This is a genomic window from Paracoccus wurundjeri (assembly GCF_030678915.1).
Lineage (GTDB): Bacteria > Pseudomonadota > Alphaproteobacteria > Rhodobacterales > Rhodobacteraceae > Paracoccus > Paracoccus onubensis_A.
Map to the genome: position 1 here is coordinate 196568 of NZ_JAUUTZ010000005.1, position 14726 is coordinate 211293.

Annotated in this window: 12 protein-coding genes; 4 read left to right on the top strand and 8 right to left on the bottom strand. The window is 61.3% G+C overall.

The features are described 5' to 3' along the window. Position 1: 1 nt before the first annotated feature. Both Q0601_RS07410 and Q0601_RS07415 read left to right on the top strand, forming a co-directional pair. Positions 2–1501 (top strand): aldehyde dehydrogenase, encoded by a 1500-nt coding sequence (locus tag Q0601_RS07410; protein WP_305288717.1) that lies wholly within the window; start codon positions 2–4, stop codon positions 1499–1501. Further along, entirely contained in the window at positions 1498–2838 is a 1341-nt protein-coding gene (locus tag Q0601_RS07415) for an NAD(P)/FAD-dependent oxidoreductase (RefSeq protein ID WP_305288721.1), read from the top strand. Before Q0601_RS07410 ends, Q0601_RS07415 begins: the two co-directional genes overlap by 4 nt. 9 nt (positions 2839–2847) lie before the next feature. Here the strand turns inward: Q0601_RS07415 and Q0601_RS07420 are convergent, their stop codons facing one another. The 8 genes from Q0601_RS07420 to Q0601_RS07455 form a co-directional block, all read right to left on the bottom strand. After that, a complete protein-coding gene (locus Q0601_RS07420) occupies positions 2848–3582 on the bottom strand; it encodes an SDR family NAD(P)-dependent oxidoreductase (RefSeq protein WP_305288722.1) in 735 nt (244 codons plus the stop codon). Then, positions 3579–4313, bottom strand: a complete 735-nt coding sequence (locus Q0601_RS07425) for an SDR family NAD(P)-dependent oxidoreductase (RefSeq protein WP_305288775.1) — start codon at positions 4311–4313, stop codon at positions 3579–3581. The genes Q0601_RS07420 and Q0601_RS07425 overlap by 4 nt, the downstream gene beginning before the upstream one ends. Beyond that, entirely contained in the window at positions 4313–5428 is a 1116-nt protein-coding gene (locus tag Q0601_RS07430) for a mandelate racemase/muconate lactonizing enzyme family protein (protein WP_305288724.1), read from the bottom strand. Before Q0601_RS07430 ends, Q0601_RS07425 begins: the two co-directional genes overlap by 1 nt. An 80-nt stretch (positions 5429–5508) precedes the next feature. Next, positions 5509–6573 (bottom strand): FAD-binding oxidoreductase, encoded by a 1065-nt coding sequence (locus Q0601_RS07435; RefSeq protein ID WP_305288726.1) that lies wholly within the window; start codon positions 6571–6573, stop codon positions 5509–5511. A gap of 15 nt (positions 6574–6588) precedes the next feature. Continuing rightward, complete coding sequence (locus tag Q0601_RS07440) at positions 6589–7824, bottom strand: aromatic ring-hydroxylating oxygenase subunit alpha (protein WP_305288728.1); 1236 nt, start codon at positions 7822–7824, stop codon at positions 6589–6591. Between the two features lie 451 nt (positions 7825–8275). Continuing rightward, entirely contained in the window at positions 8276–9400 is a 1125-nt protein-coding gene (locus Q0601_RS07445; protein WP_305288730.1) for a mandelate racemase/muconate lactonizing enzyme family protein, read from the bottom strand. A 45-nt stretch (positions 9401–9445) separates the two neighbouring features. Beyond that, positions 9446–10540 (bottom strand): alcohol dehydrogenase family protein, encoded by a 1095-nt coding sequence (locus Q0601_RS07450; RefSeq protein WP_305288733.1) that lies wholly within the window; start codon positions 10538–10540, stop codon positions 9446–9448. Continuing rightward, positions 10537–11091: a TetR/AcrR family transcriptional regulator gene (locus tag Q0601_RS07455; RefSeq protein ID WP_305288735.1), complete on the bottom strand. Its 555-nt coding sequence runs from the start codon at positions 11089–11091 to the stop codon at positions 10537–10539. The genes Q0601_RS07450 and Q0601_RS07455 overlap by 4 nt, the downstream gene beginning before the upstream one ends. Before the next feature lie 356 nt (positions 11092–11447). Between Q0601_RS07455 and Q0601_RS07460 the strand changes: the two genes are divergently transcribed. Both Q0601_RS07460 and Q0601_RS07465 read left to right on the top strand, forming a co-directional pair. After that, the gene (locus tag Q0601_RS07460; protein WP_305288737.1) at positions 11448–13499 is read left to right on the top strand and encodes a TonB-dependent hemoglobin/transferrin/lactoferrin family receptor; all 2052 of its coding nucleotides are present in this window, start codon (positions 11448–11450) and stop codon (positions 13497–13499) included. Between the two features lie 18 nt (positions 13500–13517). Next, positions 13518–14597 carry a siderophore-interacting protein gene (locus Q0601_RS07465; protein ID WP_305288739.1) on the top strand — a complete coding sequence of 360 codons (1080 nt, stop codon included), beginning with the start codon at positions 13518–13520 and terminating at the stop codon, positions 14595–14597. Positions 14598–14726: the final 129 nt, after the last annotated feature.

Below are 14726 nucleotides of genomic sequence, written 5' to 3' on the forward strand. Positions count from 1 at the left end.
GATGTCGGATATTTTGACCAAAAGCGAATATCAGGCGATTGCGAAAGGGCTGAGCCTGCCCGTGAACAGCTTTGTCGATGGCAGTTTCCGCCCGGCAAAATCCGGCGCGACATTCGACACCATCAACCCGGCGACAGGCGCGGTGCTGGCTCAGATCGCGGCTTGCGGCAGAGAGGATGTGGATTTCGCGGTCGAAAAAGCCCGGGACGCATTCGAGGACGGCCGCTGGTCCCGGTTGCATCCGTCCGAGCGGAAGGAAGTGCTGATTCGGCTGGCCAAGCTGATGAAACGCAACATCCACGAACTCGCTGTGATGGAAAGCCTCGACAGCGGCAAGACCATCTATGATTGCGAAACCGTGGACCTGCCAGAAACGATCAACTGCCTGATCTGGCACGCGGAATTGATCGACAAGATTTATGATCAGGTCTCGCCGGCCTCGGACAACCATATCGCCATGATCCTGCGCGAACCGGTCGGTGTGGTCGGTCTGGTGCTGCCGTGGAATTTCCCGCTTCTGATGCTGGCATGGAAGATCGGCCCGGCGCTTGCTGCCGGCTGCTCGGTGATCGTGAAACCGGCAGAGGAAACCTCGCTGACCGCGCTCCGCATGGCCGAACTGGCGCATGAGGCGGGGGTGCCGCGCGGTGTGCTCAACGTCGTGACCGGCACAGGCCCCGAGGTGGGAGAGCCTTTGGGGCGGCATATGGATGTGGATGCGGTGTCCTTCACCGGCTCGACCGAGACCGGGCGGCGCTTCCTGCGCTATGCCGCCGAGTCCAACCTCAAGGAGATCACGCTGGAATGCGGCGGCAAGAACCCGGCGATTGTGCTGGATGATGCCGAAAACCTTGACCGCGTGGCGGCGCATATCGTCAATGGCGCGTTCTGGAACATGGGCGAGAACTGCTCGGCCTCGTCACGGCTGATCGTACAGACAGGAGTGAAGGAAGAGCTGCTGACCCGCATCCTCGCCCATGCCCGCGAATGGCCGATGGGCGATCCGCTGGACCCGGAAAACCGGGTGGGTGCCCTGGTCAGTCAGGCGCATTTCGACAAGGTCCGCAGCTATCTGGAAATGGGCCACGAGATCCTGATGGGAGGCGAGGTCAAAGACGGGTTTGTACCGCCGACCATTCTGGATATCACGGACCGCGACGCCGCCCCTGTGCGCGAGGAAATCTTTGGCCCGGTCCTGTCGGTCCTGACCGTCGGGAACATGGAGGAAGCTATCGCGCTTGCCAATGACACCGAATACGGACTGGCCGCCTCGATCTTCACCGGCAATGTCAAACGTGCCCTGCGTGGCGCGCGTGCCATCCGCGCCGGAACCGTGACCGTGAACAGCTTTGGCGAAGGCGATATCACGACTCCTTTCGGCGGCTATCGCGCCTCGGGCTTCGGCGGGCGCGACAACGGGATACAGGCGCATGACCAATATACCCGGATCAAGACGATCTGGATCGATCTGACCGACGATCTGGACGAGGCCGTCATTTGAGCGCGAGACGCGCCAGAAGACTTCCCCTTCATCGCGGCCCCGCTGCATGGAGTGCGATCCTGCCGGGCCAGCCTGCACCCGTATCTCTTGCAGGCAGGCTGACCGTGGATTTCGCCGTGATCGGCGCGGGTTTTGCAGGATTGTCGGCAGCCCGCCGCCTGCGCCAGCTGAACCCGCAAGCACGCATTGCCGTGCTGGATGCCGGACGGCTGGCCGAGGGAGCCTCGGGGCGCAATTCCGGCTTCATGATCGATTTGCCACATGACTTGTCGTCGAAGGATTATTCCGGCAGCGGCGATGACCACACCGTGATCCGGTTGAACCGGCAGGCAATCTCCTTCGCCCGTGAGGCGATAGAGGAATATGGCATCGATCCGGCTTTCTTTGATCCCTGCGGCAAGGTGAATGGCGCGGTCAGCGGGAAAGCCGACGCCCATAACCGCAGCTATGCGGCGCATCTGGAAAAGCTGGGCGAAAGCGCGCGGATGCTGGACGACGAAGAGATGTTCCGCCTGACGGGCAGCCGCCACTATCGCTCGGGATTGTTCACGCCGGGAACGGTTTTGATCCAACCCGCCGGATATATACGCGGGTTTGGCGCGGGTTTACGCCGGGAAGGCGTAAGCGTTTTCGAAAATTCGCCGGTGGTTCAGATCGGGCGGACCGGCCCGGATTGGTGCCTTCACACGCCCAACGGCCAAATCACGGCGGCAAAGCTTATCCTGGCGAATAACGGGCATCTGGAGAGCTTTGGCTTTGCACGCGGGCGGCTGATGCATGTCTTTCTGTTCGCCTCGATGACGCCGGATCTGGACTCCGATGCACTGGCACGGCTGGGCGGCGCAGCGCGGTGGGGCATCACACCCTCTGACCCGATGGGCACGACCATGCGCCGGATCGATGGCCCGCAAGGCGGCAACCGGATCATCACCCGGACCTGCGCCCTGTTCGAACCTGGGATGCAGGTCAGTGCGACCGCTGTCAGCAGAGCCGCAGAGATCCACCGACGCAAGTTTCTGGACCGCTATCCGCAATTGCACGATATTGGCACGGAATACCAATGGGCTGGGCATCTGTGCCTTAGCAGGAACGGCGTTTCGGTCATGCGCGAACTCGAACCCGGGCTGTTTTCCGCCTGTTGTCAGAACGGCCTGGGAACGACTCGCGGCACATTGACCGGGATTGGCGCGGCGGAACTGGCATCCGGGCATGAATCCGAGATAACGCGGCATTTCATCGCCGAGGCCGAGCCGACCAGACTTCCGCCCGAACCCCTCGCCCGGATCGGCGCCAATGTTTATCTGAAATGGCGCGAATGGCTCGCGGCGAAGGAATAAGCTGTCCGCTCAGGGCAGGCTCAGTTTCGCCATCCGTCCTCCGTCCACGGTCCAGATCTGACCGGTAACGAACCCGGCCTGATCCGAGGCCAGCCAGGCGACAAGCGCCGCGACCTCTTCCGGGCGGCCCGTACGGCCGACGGGGTGGATATGGGCAAGCCGTTCGCGAAAACTGGCTGGATCATCCATTCCGGCAATGAAATCGTTGTTGAGATCCGTGTCGATCCAGCCCGGAGCCACAGCATTGCAGCGGATCCCGTCAGTGCCGAAATCCACGGCGACGGCGCGGGTCAGGCCGTGCAACCCGGCCTTCGAGGCACAATAGGCCGCATGGCGGGGATTGGATCCCAGCCCCTCGATCGAGCCGATATTGACGATGCTGCCCCCGGTCTTCCGCAGATGCCCCCGCGCCGCGCCGATCAGCAGGAAAGGCATTGTCAGGTTGACCGTCAATGTCCGCTGCCAGTCGTCAAACGACATTTCATCAACCTCGGCTTCCTTCATCATTCCGGCATTGTTGACCAAAATGTCCAACCGCCCGCCACGCCCGACAACTTCATTCACTACCGCCGCCGCGCAAGCCGGATCGGTGAAATCGGCCCTGATGCTGGGGAAACCCGGCGCCTCGCCGCGCTGCGCGGTAAAGACCTCGGCCCCGCCGTCACGCAGCTTGCGGGCCGTCGCAAGACCGATGCCGCTACGACCACCTGTTACCAATACGACTTTACCGGAAAAATCAGTCATCCTACGGGCTTTCCTCCGTTTACCTCGACAAGCGAACCGCACAGATAGGATGCCGCGTCGGAAGCCAGGAACAGCACGACCTGAACGATATCTTCGGGTTCCGCTATCCGGCCGATGGGCACTGTTTTTCCAAGCTCTGCAACCGCCGAGTCGGGCTCAAAGCCGCGCCGGGCGAAACCGCTGCGCAGCATTGGCGTGTTGACCTCGTTCGGGCAGACCGCGTTGACACGGATGCCCTGCCCCGCATGATCCATCCCCATGCATTGCGTCAGGGCGGCAAGCGCGGCCTTGGTCATGCAGTAGACCGCATGTTTCGGGCCGGGGCGCAAACCCCAGCAAGAGGCGATATTGACGATTGCGCCCCCGCCCGCCTCTGCCATCAACGGAATGGCGGCGCGGCAAATGCGGAAAGGTGCCTCGACATTCACGCCAAGCGACAGTGACCAGTCGTCGTCTGAAGTTTCAGTGACGGTTCCCCGCGTTATGACGCCCGCATTGTTCACCACGATATCCAGCCCGCCAAGCGCATCCCGAACGGCGGAAGGAAGGGTATCGGCATAGCCCGGATCCAGAAGATCGCCGGGCAGGCACAGATCGGTCTCGACTCCATCAAGATCACGGTCGGCGGCGGCGACGCGTGCGCCCTCGTCCCGGAATGCCGTCAGTAATGCGGCACCGATCCCGCCCCTCGCCCCGGTCAGCAGAACGGTCTTACCGTCAAAACGTTTTATCAATTGCCGCCTCCGAAGGACATGACAGGATCGCCGAACAGCGTCTCGTCCGGCGTCACGCCAAGACCCGGCCCGTCCGGCAGCACGATGTGACCCTCCCGGATGGCAATGCCGTTTTCGGAGTCGTAATGGGTGTCGATATAAGGTGCCGCGATCCAGACACCTTCGTTCAATCCCGGCAGAACCGTCGCGCCGATATGGGTGCAGGCGGCGGCGATGATATCGCCACCCCACGCATCGTCGCATGTATGCGGCATCGAGCGCGCCTCGCAGATATCGCGGAAAGCGGCCATCTGTTGCAACCCGCCGATCCGCGTCAGTTTCATGCCGAAGCCATCGCACAGCCCCTGTCCGATAACGCTCAGCACCGTTGAAAGATCAACCCCCCGCTCATCGATGTAAACACCGTGCTGCAACTGCCTGCGGATGGAGGCAATTTCCTCGAGGGTATTGCAGGGCTGCTCGAGGATAAAGGGAATCTCCGGACATTCCCGGCTGATCCGCAAGCAGTCACCGGTGGTCAGAGAGCGGTTGCCATCCACAGCCAGCCGCACCTTGCGACCGACCCGTTCCCAGACCTTGCGCACAACCTCTATGTCGGTTTCGACCGGACGGCCGCCGATCTTGATCTGCAAACGCGGATAGCCTTCGGCCGCTTTTTCTGCGGCAAGTCGCGCCACCTCGTCGGGCTCTCCGACGCCAAAGGAGTAATAAGAGGGCACATGCTCTGTCGCAGCACCGCCCAGAAGATCGGCCACGCGGGCGCCATAATGCCTGCCCATCAGATCGTATATGGCGATATCGACAGCCGCCTTGGCATAATTGTGCCCGTTCAGCCTCGCATCCATCCGCCGCCGCAGGATCACCGGCTGCAATGCGGGCGCACCGATCAGACCCGGCGCGATTTCGGCCAGAGCGGCGCGCGCGCCCGTGGCGTGATGGGGTTGATAGGTCGGGCCGACGGGGCAGGTTTCGCCCCACCCGACCAGACCATTATCGGCCACGCATTTCACCAGCGTCGTATCAAGGGTTTCGACGACCGAAGTGGCGATGCGAAACGGACCGCCGACAACCGGCAATTGATGAGAATAGACGTGAATTTCCGCAATCCGCATGACACCTCGCAATCGGGGCGGCTGGCCCCCAACGGTTTCAAATGAAAACTGCTCCGCCGGTCGGGCCGCCGGAGCCATCGTCAGGCGTCGATCTCGACGCGCCCGATGGGATGCGAGCAGCAGGCAAGAATATAGCCCTCTTCGATCTCGTCATCGGTGATACCGCCGTTATGGACCATGTGGACCTCGCCACTGGTTTTCAGCACTTTGCAGGTGCCGCAAAGTCCCATGCCGCAGCCGACCGGGATCGGCAGGCCCGTGGCGCGGGCAACGGTCAGAACGGTGTCGGTCCCGGCGCAGGCGCCCGACAGGCCGGTTGCCGTAAAGCTGACCTCGGCGCTTTCGGTTTCGCTGGGCACATGATCCGGGAATTCGATCAGTGCCGACGGATCATTGGCAGGTGCGGCGAAGGATTCCTGATAATAGCGCTCCATGTCGTGGCCGAGCGAATGCAGGATGTCGCGCACCGCGTTCATGAACGGCTCGGGCCCACAGCAATAGACCTCGCGGTCAAGGTAATCGGCGCACATTGCCCCAAGCATTACCTGGTTCAGGATGCCGCGATAACCGGTCCAGACATCGTAAGCGTCGGATTGTTCGACCACGAAATGCAATTGCAGCCCGGTAACACGGCTTGCCATGTTTTCAAGCCTGCGCCGGAAAATCAGGTCAGCGGGGCGACGGGCGCATTGGATAAAGCAGATATCGGGATCTTCGCCCCGTTCGTACAGCGTCGTCGTCATGGACATCATCGGCGTGACGCCAGAGCCCGCCGAAATGAACAGATATTTCCCGTCACCCTGATCCTTCAGGTAGAAAAAGCCTTTCGGACCATAGATTTTCAGGCGCATCCCCGGCTGCAAATGATCCAGCATCCAGCGTGTCCCGACCGAGCCGGGCTGTGCCTTGACCGTCACCGTAATGTAGGAACTGGAAACCGGAGAGGACGAGATCGTATAAGTCCGCTGCACATTCCCGCCGGGCACGGGCAGGTCCAGCGTGACGAACTGCCCCGCCTTGTAGCTGAACCTTGCCCCGGAAGGCGGCCGGAAAGAGAAGGTTTTCACATCCGGAGCCTCGGGGATGACCATGACGCATTCCAGCGGCTCGCTGTCGTTCCACGGCGGCGTCTGCTCGTTCGGCATCGGGATCATCCGCGCTCACTCCGCAGCAATCGCCGCCTGCCCTGTCAGACGATCACGCATCCGGTTACAATACCAGTCGACGAACTGGTTCACGCCGATTTCGTGAATCGGGCTATACGGCCCCGGTCTGTATCCGGGCGTATTCACACCCCGCTGGTTTTCCTCGACGATCCGGCGATCTTCGTCATTGGTGGCGATCCAGACTTTCGTCAGGCGCTCGACATCGTAATCCACGCCCTCGACCGCATCCTTGTGGACCAGCCAGGTCGTCGTGACCTCGGTTTCCTGCGGGCCGATCGGCATCATCCGGAAGGTGATGACCTTGTCCGACAGGAAATGGTTCCAGCTGTTCGGATAGTGGAAATACAGCAACGCGCCCGCGTCGTTGAAAGGCACCGTTCCGACCCGTTTGGCGCAGGCGGGCTTGCCGTCCATCGTATAGCTGACGGCATTGCCCAGAAAGGGCATACGGACGAAGCGCCACTGCTCTTCCGGATCCATCAGAAATTTCGACGGCAAACCGGCAGCCTCGCAGCGCTTGATATGTTCGGTACCGATATTCGTTTCTCCCTCCTCAACCTCCAGAATCAAACTGGGGTCTTCGGGAAAGGTAATGCACAATTCAGGGTGATTGCTGCTGCAGTGATAGCATTCGCGGTTGTTCTCCATCACCAGCTTCCAGTTGCCCTGCTCGACGATCCGGGACTGATGGGCAACCTTCAGATTGGGAGTGTCATGCGGCGTCATGTATTCCGCCGCCTTCGCCTCCAGCAGGGATGTGTCCGGCGCCTGATCGGCAAGGCAGATATAGACCATCCCCTGAATCTCGCGGCAATGCACCGCACCCAGCCCGTGATCTGCCGGGTTGAAATCCGGTCCCATGTCGCGCGCCCAGAGCAGACGGCCGTCCAATTCGTAAGTCCATTGGTGATAGGGACAGACGAGTTTCGGCGCCGTACCGCTATGTGCGGTGCAAATCCGGCTGCCGCGGTGACGGCAGGAGTTGTGGAAAGCGCGGATGATCTTGTCTGCGCCCCGGACGATGATGACCGAGTAGTCGCCAAGTTGCACGGTGACATAGCTGCCGGACTTGGGAAGCTCGGCCGAAGCCGCGCCAAAGATCCATTCACGATACCAGATATGCGCCAGATCGCTTTGGTAGATGTCAGGATCATTGTAGAAGGGCTGCGGCAAGGAATGCAAAGGACGCCGGGCATCCAGAAGTAAAAGCAGGTCGATATTCGGCATCATGGCACTGTACCTTCGAAAACGTGGGTATACCCCCGATCCTGCCCGCCCGGTCGAATCGGTGCTTGTCTGAAAACGTCGGGAATGATGCCGAAATCACCACCGGGAATCAGCTATTCGTGTTCCGGGTCTTGCTTCGGCGGCGGGCCAGTCGTCACGAAATATGGCAAAAACAGCTGAATTGCAGTTTCGCTCAACCGGACAGGATAAGCAGGCATTCCCGGCGGCATATGGCTGAGCCGTAAAATGATCATATTGCCCCGCCAGAGCAGGACGGGGCGCCTGACGGAAAGCTGTGATCGTTTTATGGTCGTTTTGGTTATATCAGGGCATTTCCGAATGGGCTTGCAAACGCATAAGCTACCTTGGTGCCAAAGAAGAACCTCTGGAAGCATCCCGACCGTCAATCTGGTGGCGAATACCTTTCTCGAGGCAGTTGATCATCAGCGGCCGATCAGACGGCCCAGGTCGCGATCGGATCGCCCAGCACCTCCCGTTTCACATCAATCCCCAGCCCCGGCGCGAGGGGCGGCAATACGCCACTGTCTTTGACCGGTGCGTCGAGATCGGCGGTCTCGACCGTGACCATATCGCGGGTATCGAGCACGCAGCGAAGCAGCGGCTTCGGCACGGTCGCGCCCATGTGGATGATGCCCGCAAAGGCGATGGCAGAGCCTACGGTGTCCTGCACCGTCATGGTCAGGCCCGCCGCACGGCAGATGTCACGGTGACGGCGCGCATGGGTCAACCCGCCCGCCTTGGAGATCTTCAGCCCGATCCCATCGGCCAGATCCCCGGCGGCGATCATCGCGATATCCGCGTCCTGCTGGGCCAGTTCGTCGATCATGATCGGCACATTGCACCGCGCCCGCAGGCTTTCCGTCTCGCGCCACGAAGCGCAGGGCGCCTCCAGCACAAAGTCGAGTCCCCCGGGCAACAGTCGCAGCATCCGCAGCGCCGTTTCGGGTGTCAGCCCCCCATTGGCGTCCACAAGGAAAAACTCTCCCGGCTGCCGGTCGGCCAAGCTTGCAGCGATGCGTTCGGCGTCCAGTTGCGGGCCGCCTTCGGCCTCGCTGGCGCCGATCTTGATCGAATGCCCCATATAGCCCCGGGCGCGTTGCTCGGCCACGCGTGCGCGCATGTCATCGGGCATGCCCGCATAGATCGACGAGATCGTGGGCAGCGGCTGGCCGGTGCTGCCGCCGAGCAATTCGCAAACGGGCATTTCCACGGATTTCCCGAACAGGTCCCAGCAGGCGATGTCGATGGCGGCCTTGGCGTGGTTGTGGCCCACAAGCGCCTCGTCCATCGCGTCGTTGATACGGTCCACCGCACGGGGATCGCGGCCCAGAAGATGCGGGGCGATCTCGGCGATGCCGGCGCGGGCCCCGGCGCCATGGGCCGCGATATAGGTCGAGCCAAAGGGCGTGGATTCGCCCCAGCCCTCCAGCCCGGTATCGCTGGTGACGCAGACGATGGAGGCGTCGAAGCCGGTATATGTCCGGCCCGAGGACAGCCGGTAAACACCCCCGGAATAGGGAAGCTCGACGGTATAGAGGTCTATTCTGGCGATTTTCATATGCATCTCTTCAGGTAACCGGCATCTCGCCTTGGGAAAGTATGATCATCGCGTAGCGACATCCGGCGGCACCAGCACCAGCTTTCCGGTATGTTTCTTGGCCAGAAAATCCTCCTGCGCCGTGGCGATGTCTTTCAGTGGATAGGTCCGTGCCACGAGCGGCCGGATCTCGTCATTCTCGATATAGGACACCAGATCCGGGAAAACGCAGTCGTCCTGCCAGGTCGAACCGAACAGGGTCAGGTCCTTGAGATACAGCGTCCGCAGGTCCAGTTCGGTCATCGGCCCGGCAATCGCGCCGGCAGTGATATAACGGCCACCACGGCAGAGAATATCCAGCAGGCCGGGCCATTGCGCCCCGCCTACAAGATCGACGACGACATCCACCGTTTCCCGTCCTAGCACTTTCACAAAGTCATCATTACGATCAAGGACCCGGTCCGCCCCAAGCGCGGCCACCTCGCCCGCCTTGGCCTTTGACGCAACAGCCGTGACCGTGGCTCCGCGCCGCTTGGCAAGTTGCACCGCGGCAGAACCAACCCCGCCCGACGCGCCGGTGATCAGCACCCGCTCGGGTCCGAGCAGAACCCGGTGCAGCATGTTCTCGGCCGTCGAGTAAGCGCAGGGGATCGAGGCCAGCTCGGCATCGGTCCAATCGCAATCGACCTTATGGGTGAATTCCGAATGCGCCACCGCGAATTGCGCGAAACCGCCGTCGCATTCCGAGCCATAGGTAATGCAGTGGAATGGCCCGACCTCGCGCAGGGGCTGCATGGTCTGGACCAGCACCCGCTCGCCTATGCGCGCCGGATCGACAGCCTTCCCCACCGCGACGATATGGCCGCAGACATCGGCCCCCTGAATGCGCGGGAACTCAAGTGGGATGCCGGACCAGCTGGCATCGTCGTCGTTAACGCTCTGAAACCCGCTTGCCCCGCCCGTTTCGGTGTCGGCATTCACCATTTTGGAGTACCAGCCGATGCGGGTGTTGATATCGGTATTGTTCATGCCCGCCGCCGCGACCCGGATCAGAACCTGCCCTTCCCCCGGTTGGGGCACCGGAACATCGTCACGATAGACAAGCTGATCCAGGCCGCCGTGACCGGCCAGTTGCACGGCATGCATCCTTTCCGGAATCATGTTGGAATTCCCTCTCTGGTCAGAAGTGTCTTTGCCGCATGCAGCGCGGCACGGGTCGCCTCACCCGCATCGCGGGTCATTGCCGCCTCGGTTTGCCCTTCGTGGACAAGGAACAATGCCTCGGCGAGATCGTCGTTTTTCCTATCCGGTGCGATCCGTGCCAAACGCCGGAGAAACTCGTCCTTGATGTGGTTCTTGTGTTCGGCAACAACCTCGCGCACCTCCCGGTTGTCCGGATGGGCCGCTAGCGCGTTCAGGAACAGACAGCCATTCGTGCCACCCTGTCCGAACCATTCCCCAAGCCGTTCGAAGATGTGGAGCACGTGCCCCTGCCCGTCCTTGGCGCCGCCCGCAATCCATTCGAGATAGAGGTCATGGCGATATTTCAGGGCGCCGACAACCATGGCTTCCCGGCTCGGATAATATTTGTAAAGCGTGCGCAGCGAAACCTGCGCCGCATTTCGCAGATCATCGACACTGGGCGCGGCAAATCCCGATTTCGCGAAACTTCCGCTCAGGCGACGGGCTATTTCGGTGGCTGTATCACTCATATTCACACTGTAGAACGAACGTTTTACATGTCAATATCGAATAATCAACCGCGCGGATTTGAGGCTCTTCGGCAATAAGAAAGGGGGCGCTCGATAAGCATCCCTTCCTGTTATCGCTTGCTTCTGATCTCATGCTTTGGCCGGCGCCATAAGCCGGTCGGGCTGCCTCCGCAACTTGGCACCCATCGATATGAATCCCCACAAGCCTCGGAACCCGCCTCGATTACTTGACTATAATAGTCGGCATCGCTAATCCGCTTACAACCAGCAAGCGATTTATCCAGCAAGCCGACAATCAGAATAATCAATGCCATCCGGTCGTATCGCACGAATGCCGGATGGAAGGGATTTCGCGCATGTTTCGCCTGTCAGTCCGCACCTTGCTTCTGGGTTCTTCTCTTTCATTCATCGCTATCGGCCACGCCGCTGCCCAGCAGATCACGGGCGCGCAACCGCTGGTCCTGAACCCCATTACCCTGACCACTCTGGATACGCGGGTCGAAGGCAGCGCCATCGAGGCATTGGCCGGCATCAGCACCGTCAACGGCGAAGAACTGTCGCGGCAGCAACCGGCAGGCGCCGCCGAGATCCTGCGTCGCATACCGGGCGTGGCCGCGACGCCCAGCGGGGATGACAGCTCGGTCGCGGTCAATATTCGCGGCTTGCAGCAGATGGGCCGCGTCGTGGTAACGGTGGATGGCGCAAGACAGGATTTCTGGCGTGTCGGACATGGTTCGGGCTCGTTCTATATCGATCCCGACCTGCTCAAGCAGGTCACGGTCATCCGCGGACCAAGCTCGAACAGCTATGGCTCGGGCGGGATCGGCGGAGTCGTGGCGTTCGAAACCAAGGACGCCTCGGATCTGCTGCTTGACGATGAACGCTGGAGCCTGACACAGCGTCTGCGCTATGGCTCGAATGGCGAGGGTTGGGGAACCACGACGACCGCCGCCGCGCGTCTGGGTGCGGATATCGATGCGCTTGCTTCATTCAACTATCGCGACAGTGATCCCTACAAGGACGGCAATGGCGACGAAGTGCGCTGGACGGGCGAAAGACTGAGCTCGGGGATCGCCAAGCTGAACTGGCGGCCTTTGGCCGGGCATGAACTGAAATTCACCGCAATGCGCCAGAAGAATGACGATGTCATCTCGGGGTCCAGCGGATCGACCTCATCGACGCTCAGCCGTTACAACGCGGATACCACCACCGACACGCTGAGCCTGTCCTATAATTTCGACCCCGAGGAAAATGACCTGATCGATCTGGAGGTCAAAGCCTATCATGTCGGCACCGACAACCGGCAACATCAGGTCTGGCCCGAAGACAGCATCGGCGAGCAACGGTTCTACAAGGTTATCAGCAATGGGCTTTCGGCGCAGAACTCGTCACGGTTCTCGGCCGGGGGCTGGGACCAGACCCTGTCGGCCGGTGTCGATTACAACCTGATCAAAGGCAGCTCCGATGCCGATCATTTCGGCGCGGGCCGTCAGGAACTGTGGGGAACATGGCTGCAATGGCAGGGCAAGCGCCATATTTTCGAGGTGATCGCCTCGCTGCGCTATGACAGCTACGAACTTCAGGGGCGCAGCAAGGAAACCGAAAACGCGCCCGAACGCGACGTTTCGCTTAGCGGCAACCGCTGGTCGCCACGCCTGTCTCTGGGGGCCGAAGTCACGCCGGGGGTGCAATTGTTCGCATCCTATTCCGAAGGCTATCGCGCGCCGCATCTGCAAGAAGTCTTCCGCAAGAACGGCTCGCATGGCAGCGGCTATGAGCCCAATCTGCTTCTGCGCCCCGAAACCGCCAAAAGCTGGGAGATCGGCGCGAATATCCAGCGCGATGGCCTGTTCATGGAGGGCGATTATCTGCGCGCGAAGGTTACGGCCTTCCGTTCGGATGTCGAGGATTACATCGACACGACGCTTGTGAACGGTGTCACCCGCTATGACAATGTCGGCAAGGCGAAGCTGGACGGGATCGAAATCGAGGGCAATTACGATTTCGGTCGCGGCTATGTCGATCTGGGTGCATCCTTCGTCAATGCGCGAATGGTCGATGGCGAGAACAAGGGGCTGACCCTGTCGGATACGCCGCTGGACAGCGTAACCGCGCGGCTGGGTCTGCGCGCATTTGGCGACCGGATGGAATATGGCGTCGAATATCAGCATCTTGGCGATGTGACGCGGGTCACCTCGGTTTCCGAGACTTTTTATCCCAAGGTCGATCTGGTCAATCTCTTTGCCACCTGGCGCGAGACCGACGATTTACGCATCGATTTCGGAATCGATAACCTGTTCGACAAGGCATATACCGACGCTCAGTCGGGCTGGTCCACAAGTTCGGATGTCGATCAGGGCCGGGGCCGCACCGTCCGCGTCGCCTTCACGAAACGCCTGGGCGGTTAAGAAACAGAAAGTCAATCGATGACCGAGCTGATTTGCCACGCCGAACTGACCCTGCCGAATAATGGCGGCTATATCGCCGCCATTACCGACAGGCTGGCCAGCTTTCAGGCACAACCCGAACCCGCCGCGCCCGGAGTGACACGGCTGCGCTATGCTTTTGGCTGGGCAGAGATCGTCGTGGACGGGCGGCAGGTCAGCTTGCGCGGCGGCGCCCCCGATCCCGACGGGTTGGCGCGGCTGAAGGATCTGATGGCCACCGCCTTCAAGCTTTATGCCAAGACCGATGCTCCGCAGATCCGGTGGCAAGGCGACCGCGCGGACGACCGGCGGCTGGATTCCTTCAGGCTGATGCGGGTGATCTCGGCGGGCAATCTGACCCCGCATTTGCGCCGTATCCGTCTGAGCGGTGAAGGGTTGGATCGTTTCGCCGCCTTCGGCAACATGCATGTGCGCTTGCTTCTGCCTTCGGATGCGGTTCCGGTCCCGGTCTGGCCGGTGGCCGGAACCGATGGGCTGGCATGCTGGCCCGATCCTGATCGCAGACCCCTGCCCCGCGTTTACACGATCCGGCGAATGAATGCCGCCGCGGGCTGGGTCGATATCGACATGCTCATGCATGACAGCAACGGGCCAGGCGCGTCCTGGGCACGGAACGCGCAGCCCGGTGATCCGGTCGGCATGATCGGCCCACTTGGCCGGCCACTGAATTCCGATGCACAGCATTTCATCATGGGAGCGGATGAATCCGGCCTGCCCGCACTGGCGCGGCTGCTTGAGACCCTTCCCCCGGCGGTGACCGGCACCGCCTTTGTCGAAATCACCTCTGCCGATGAATGCCAGCCGATCGACAACCGCACCGGTATCCGCGTCGATTGGCTGTTGCGCGACCCGAATATCGCGCCGGGCGAGAAACTGGCCGGCCGGATCATGGCGGAAGGCTGGCCCGACCGGACCGACAGCTTTGGCTGGTTCGCGGCGGAGGCCGGGCGCGCTCTGACGATCCGCCGATTCTGGCGGTCCGAACTTGGACTGGGTCGCGATCAGACGCTCGCCGCCGCATATTGGAAGCAGGGCCGTGCCGGGCTGATGGCCGGATAAGGCGCTTCGGATTTCACCTGAGCCAGGCCCCCGCAGTCAGCCGTTTCGCCCGTGCCAAAGGCTGTCGGCGGATCGTCCTGTGAACTGACGATATCTGGTCTCTGCCCGCCCCAATTATGAGGCCGCAGG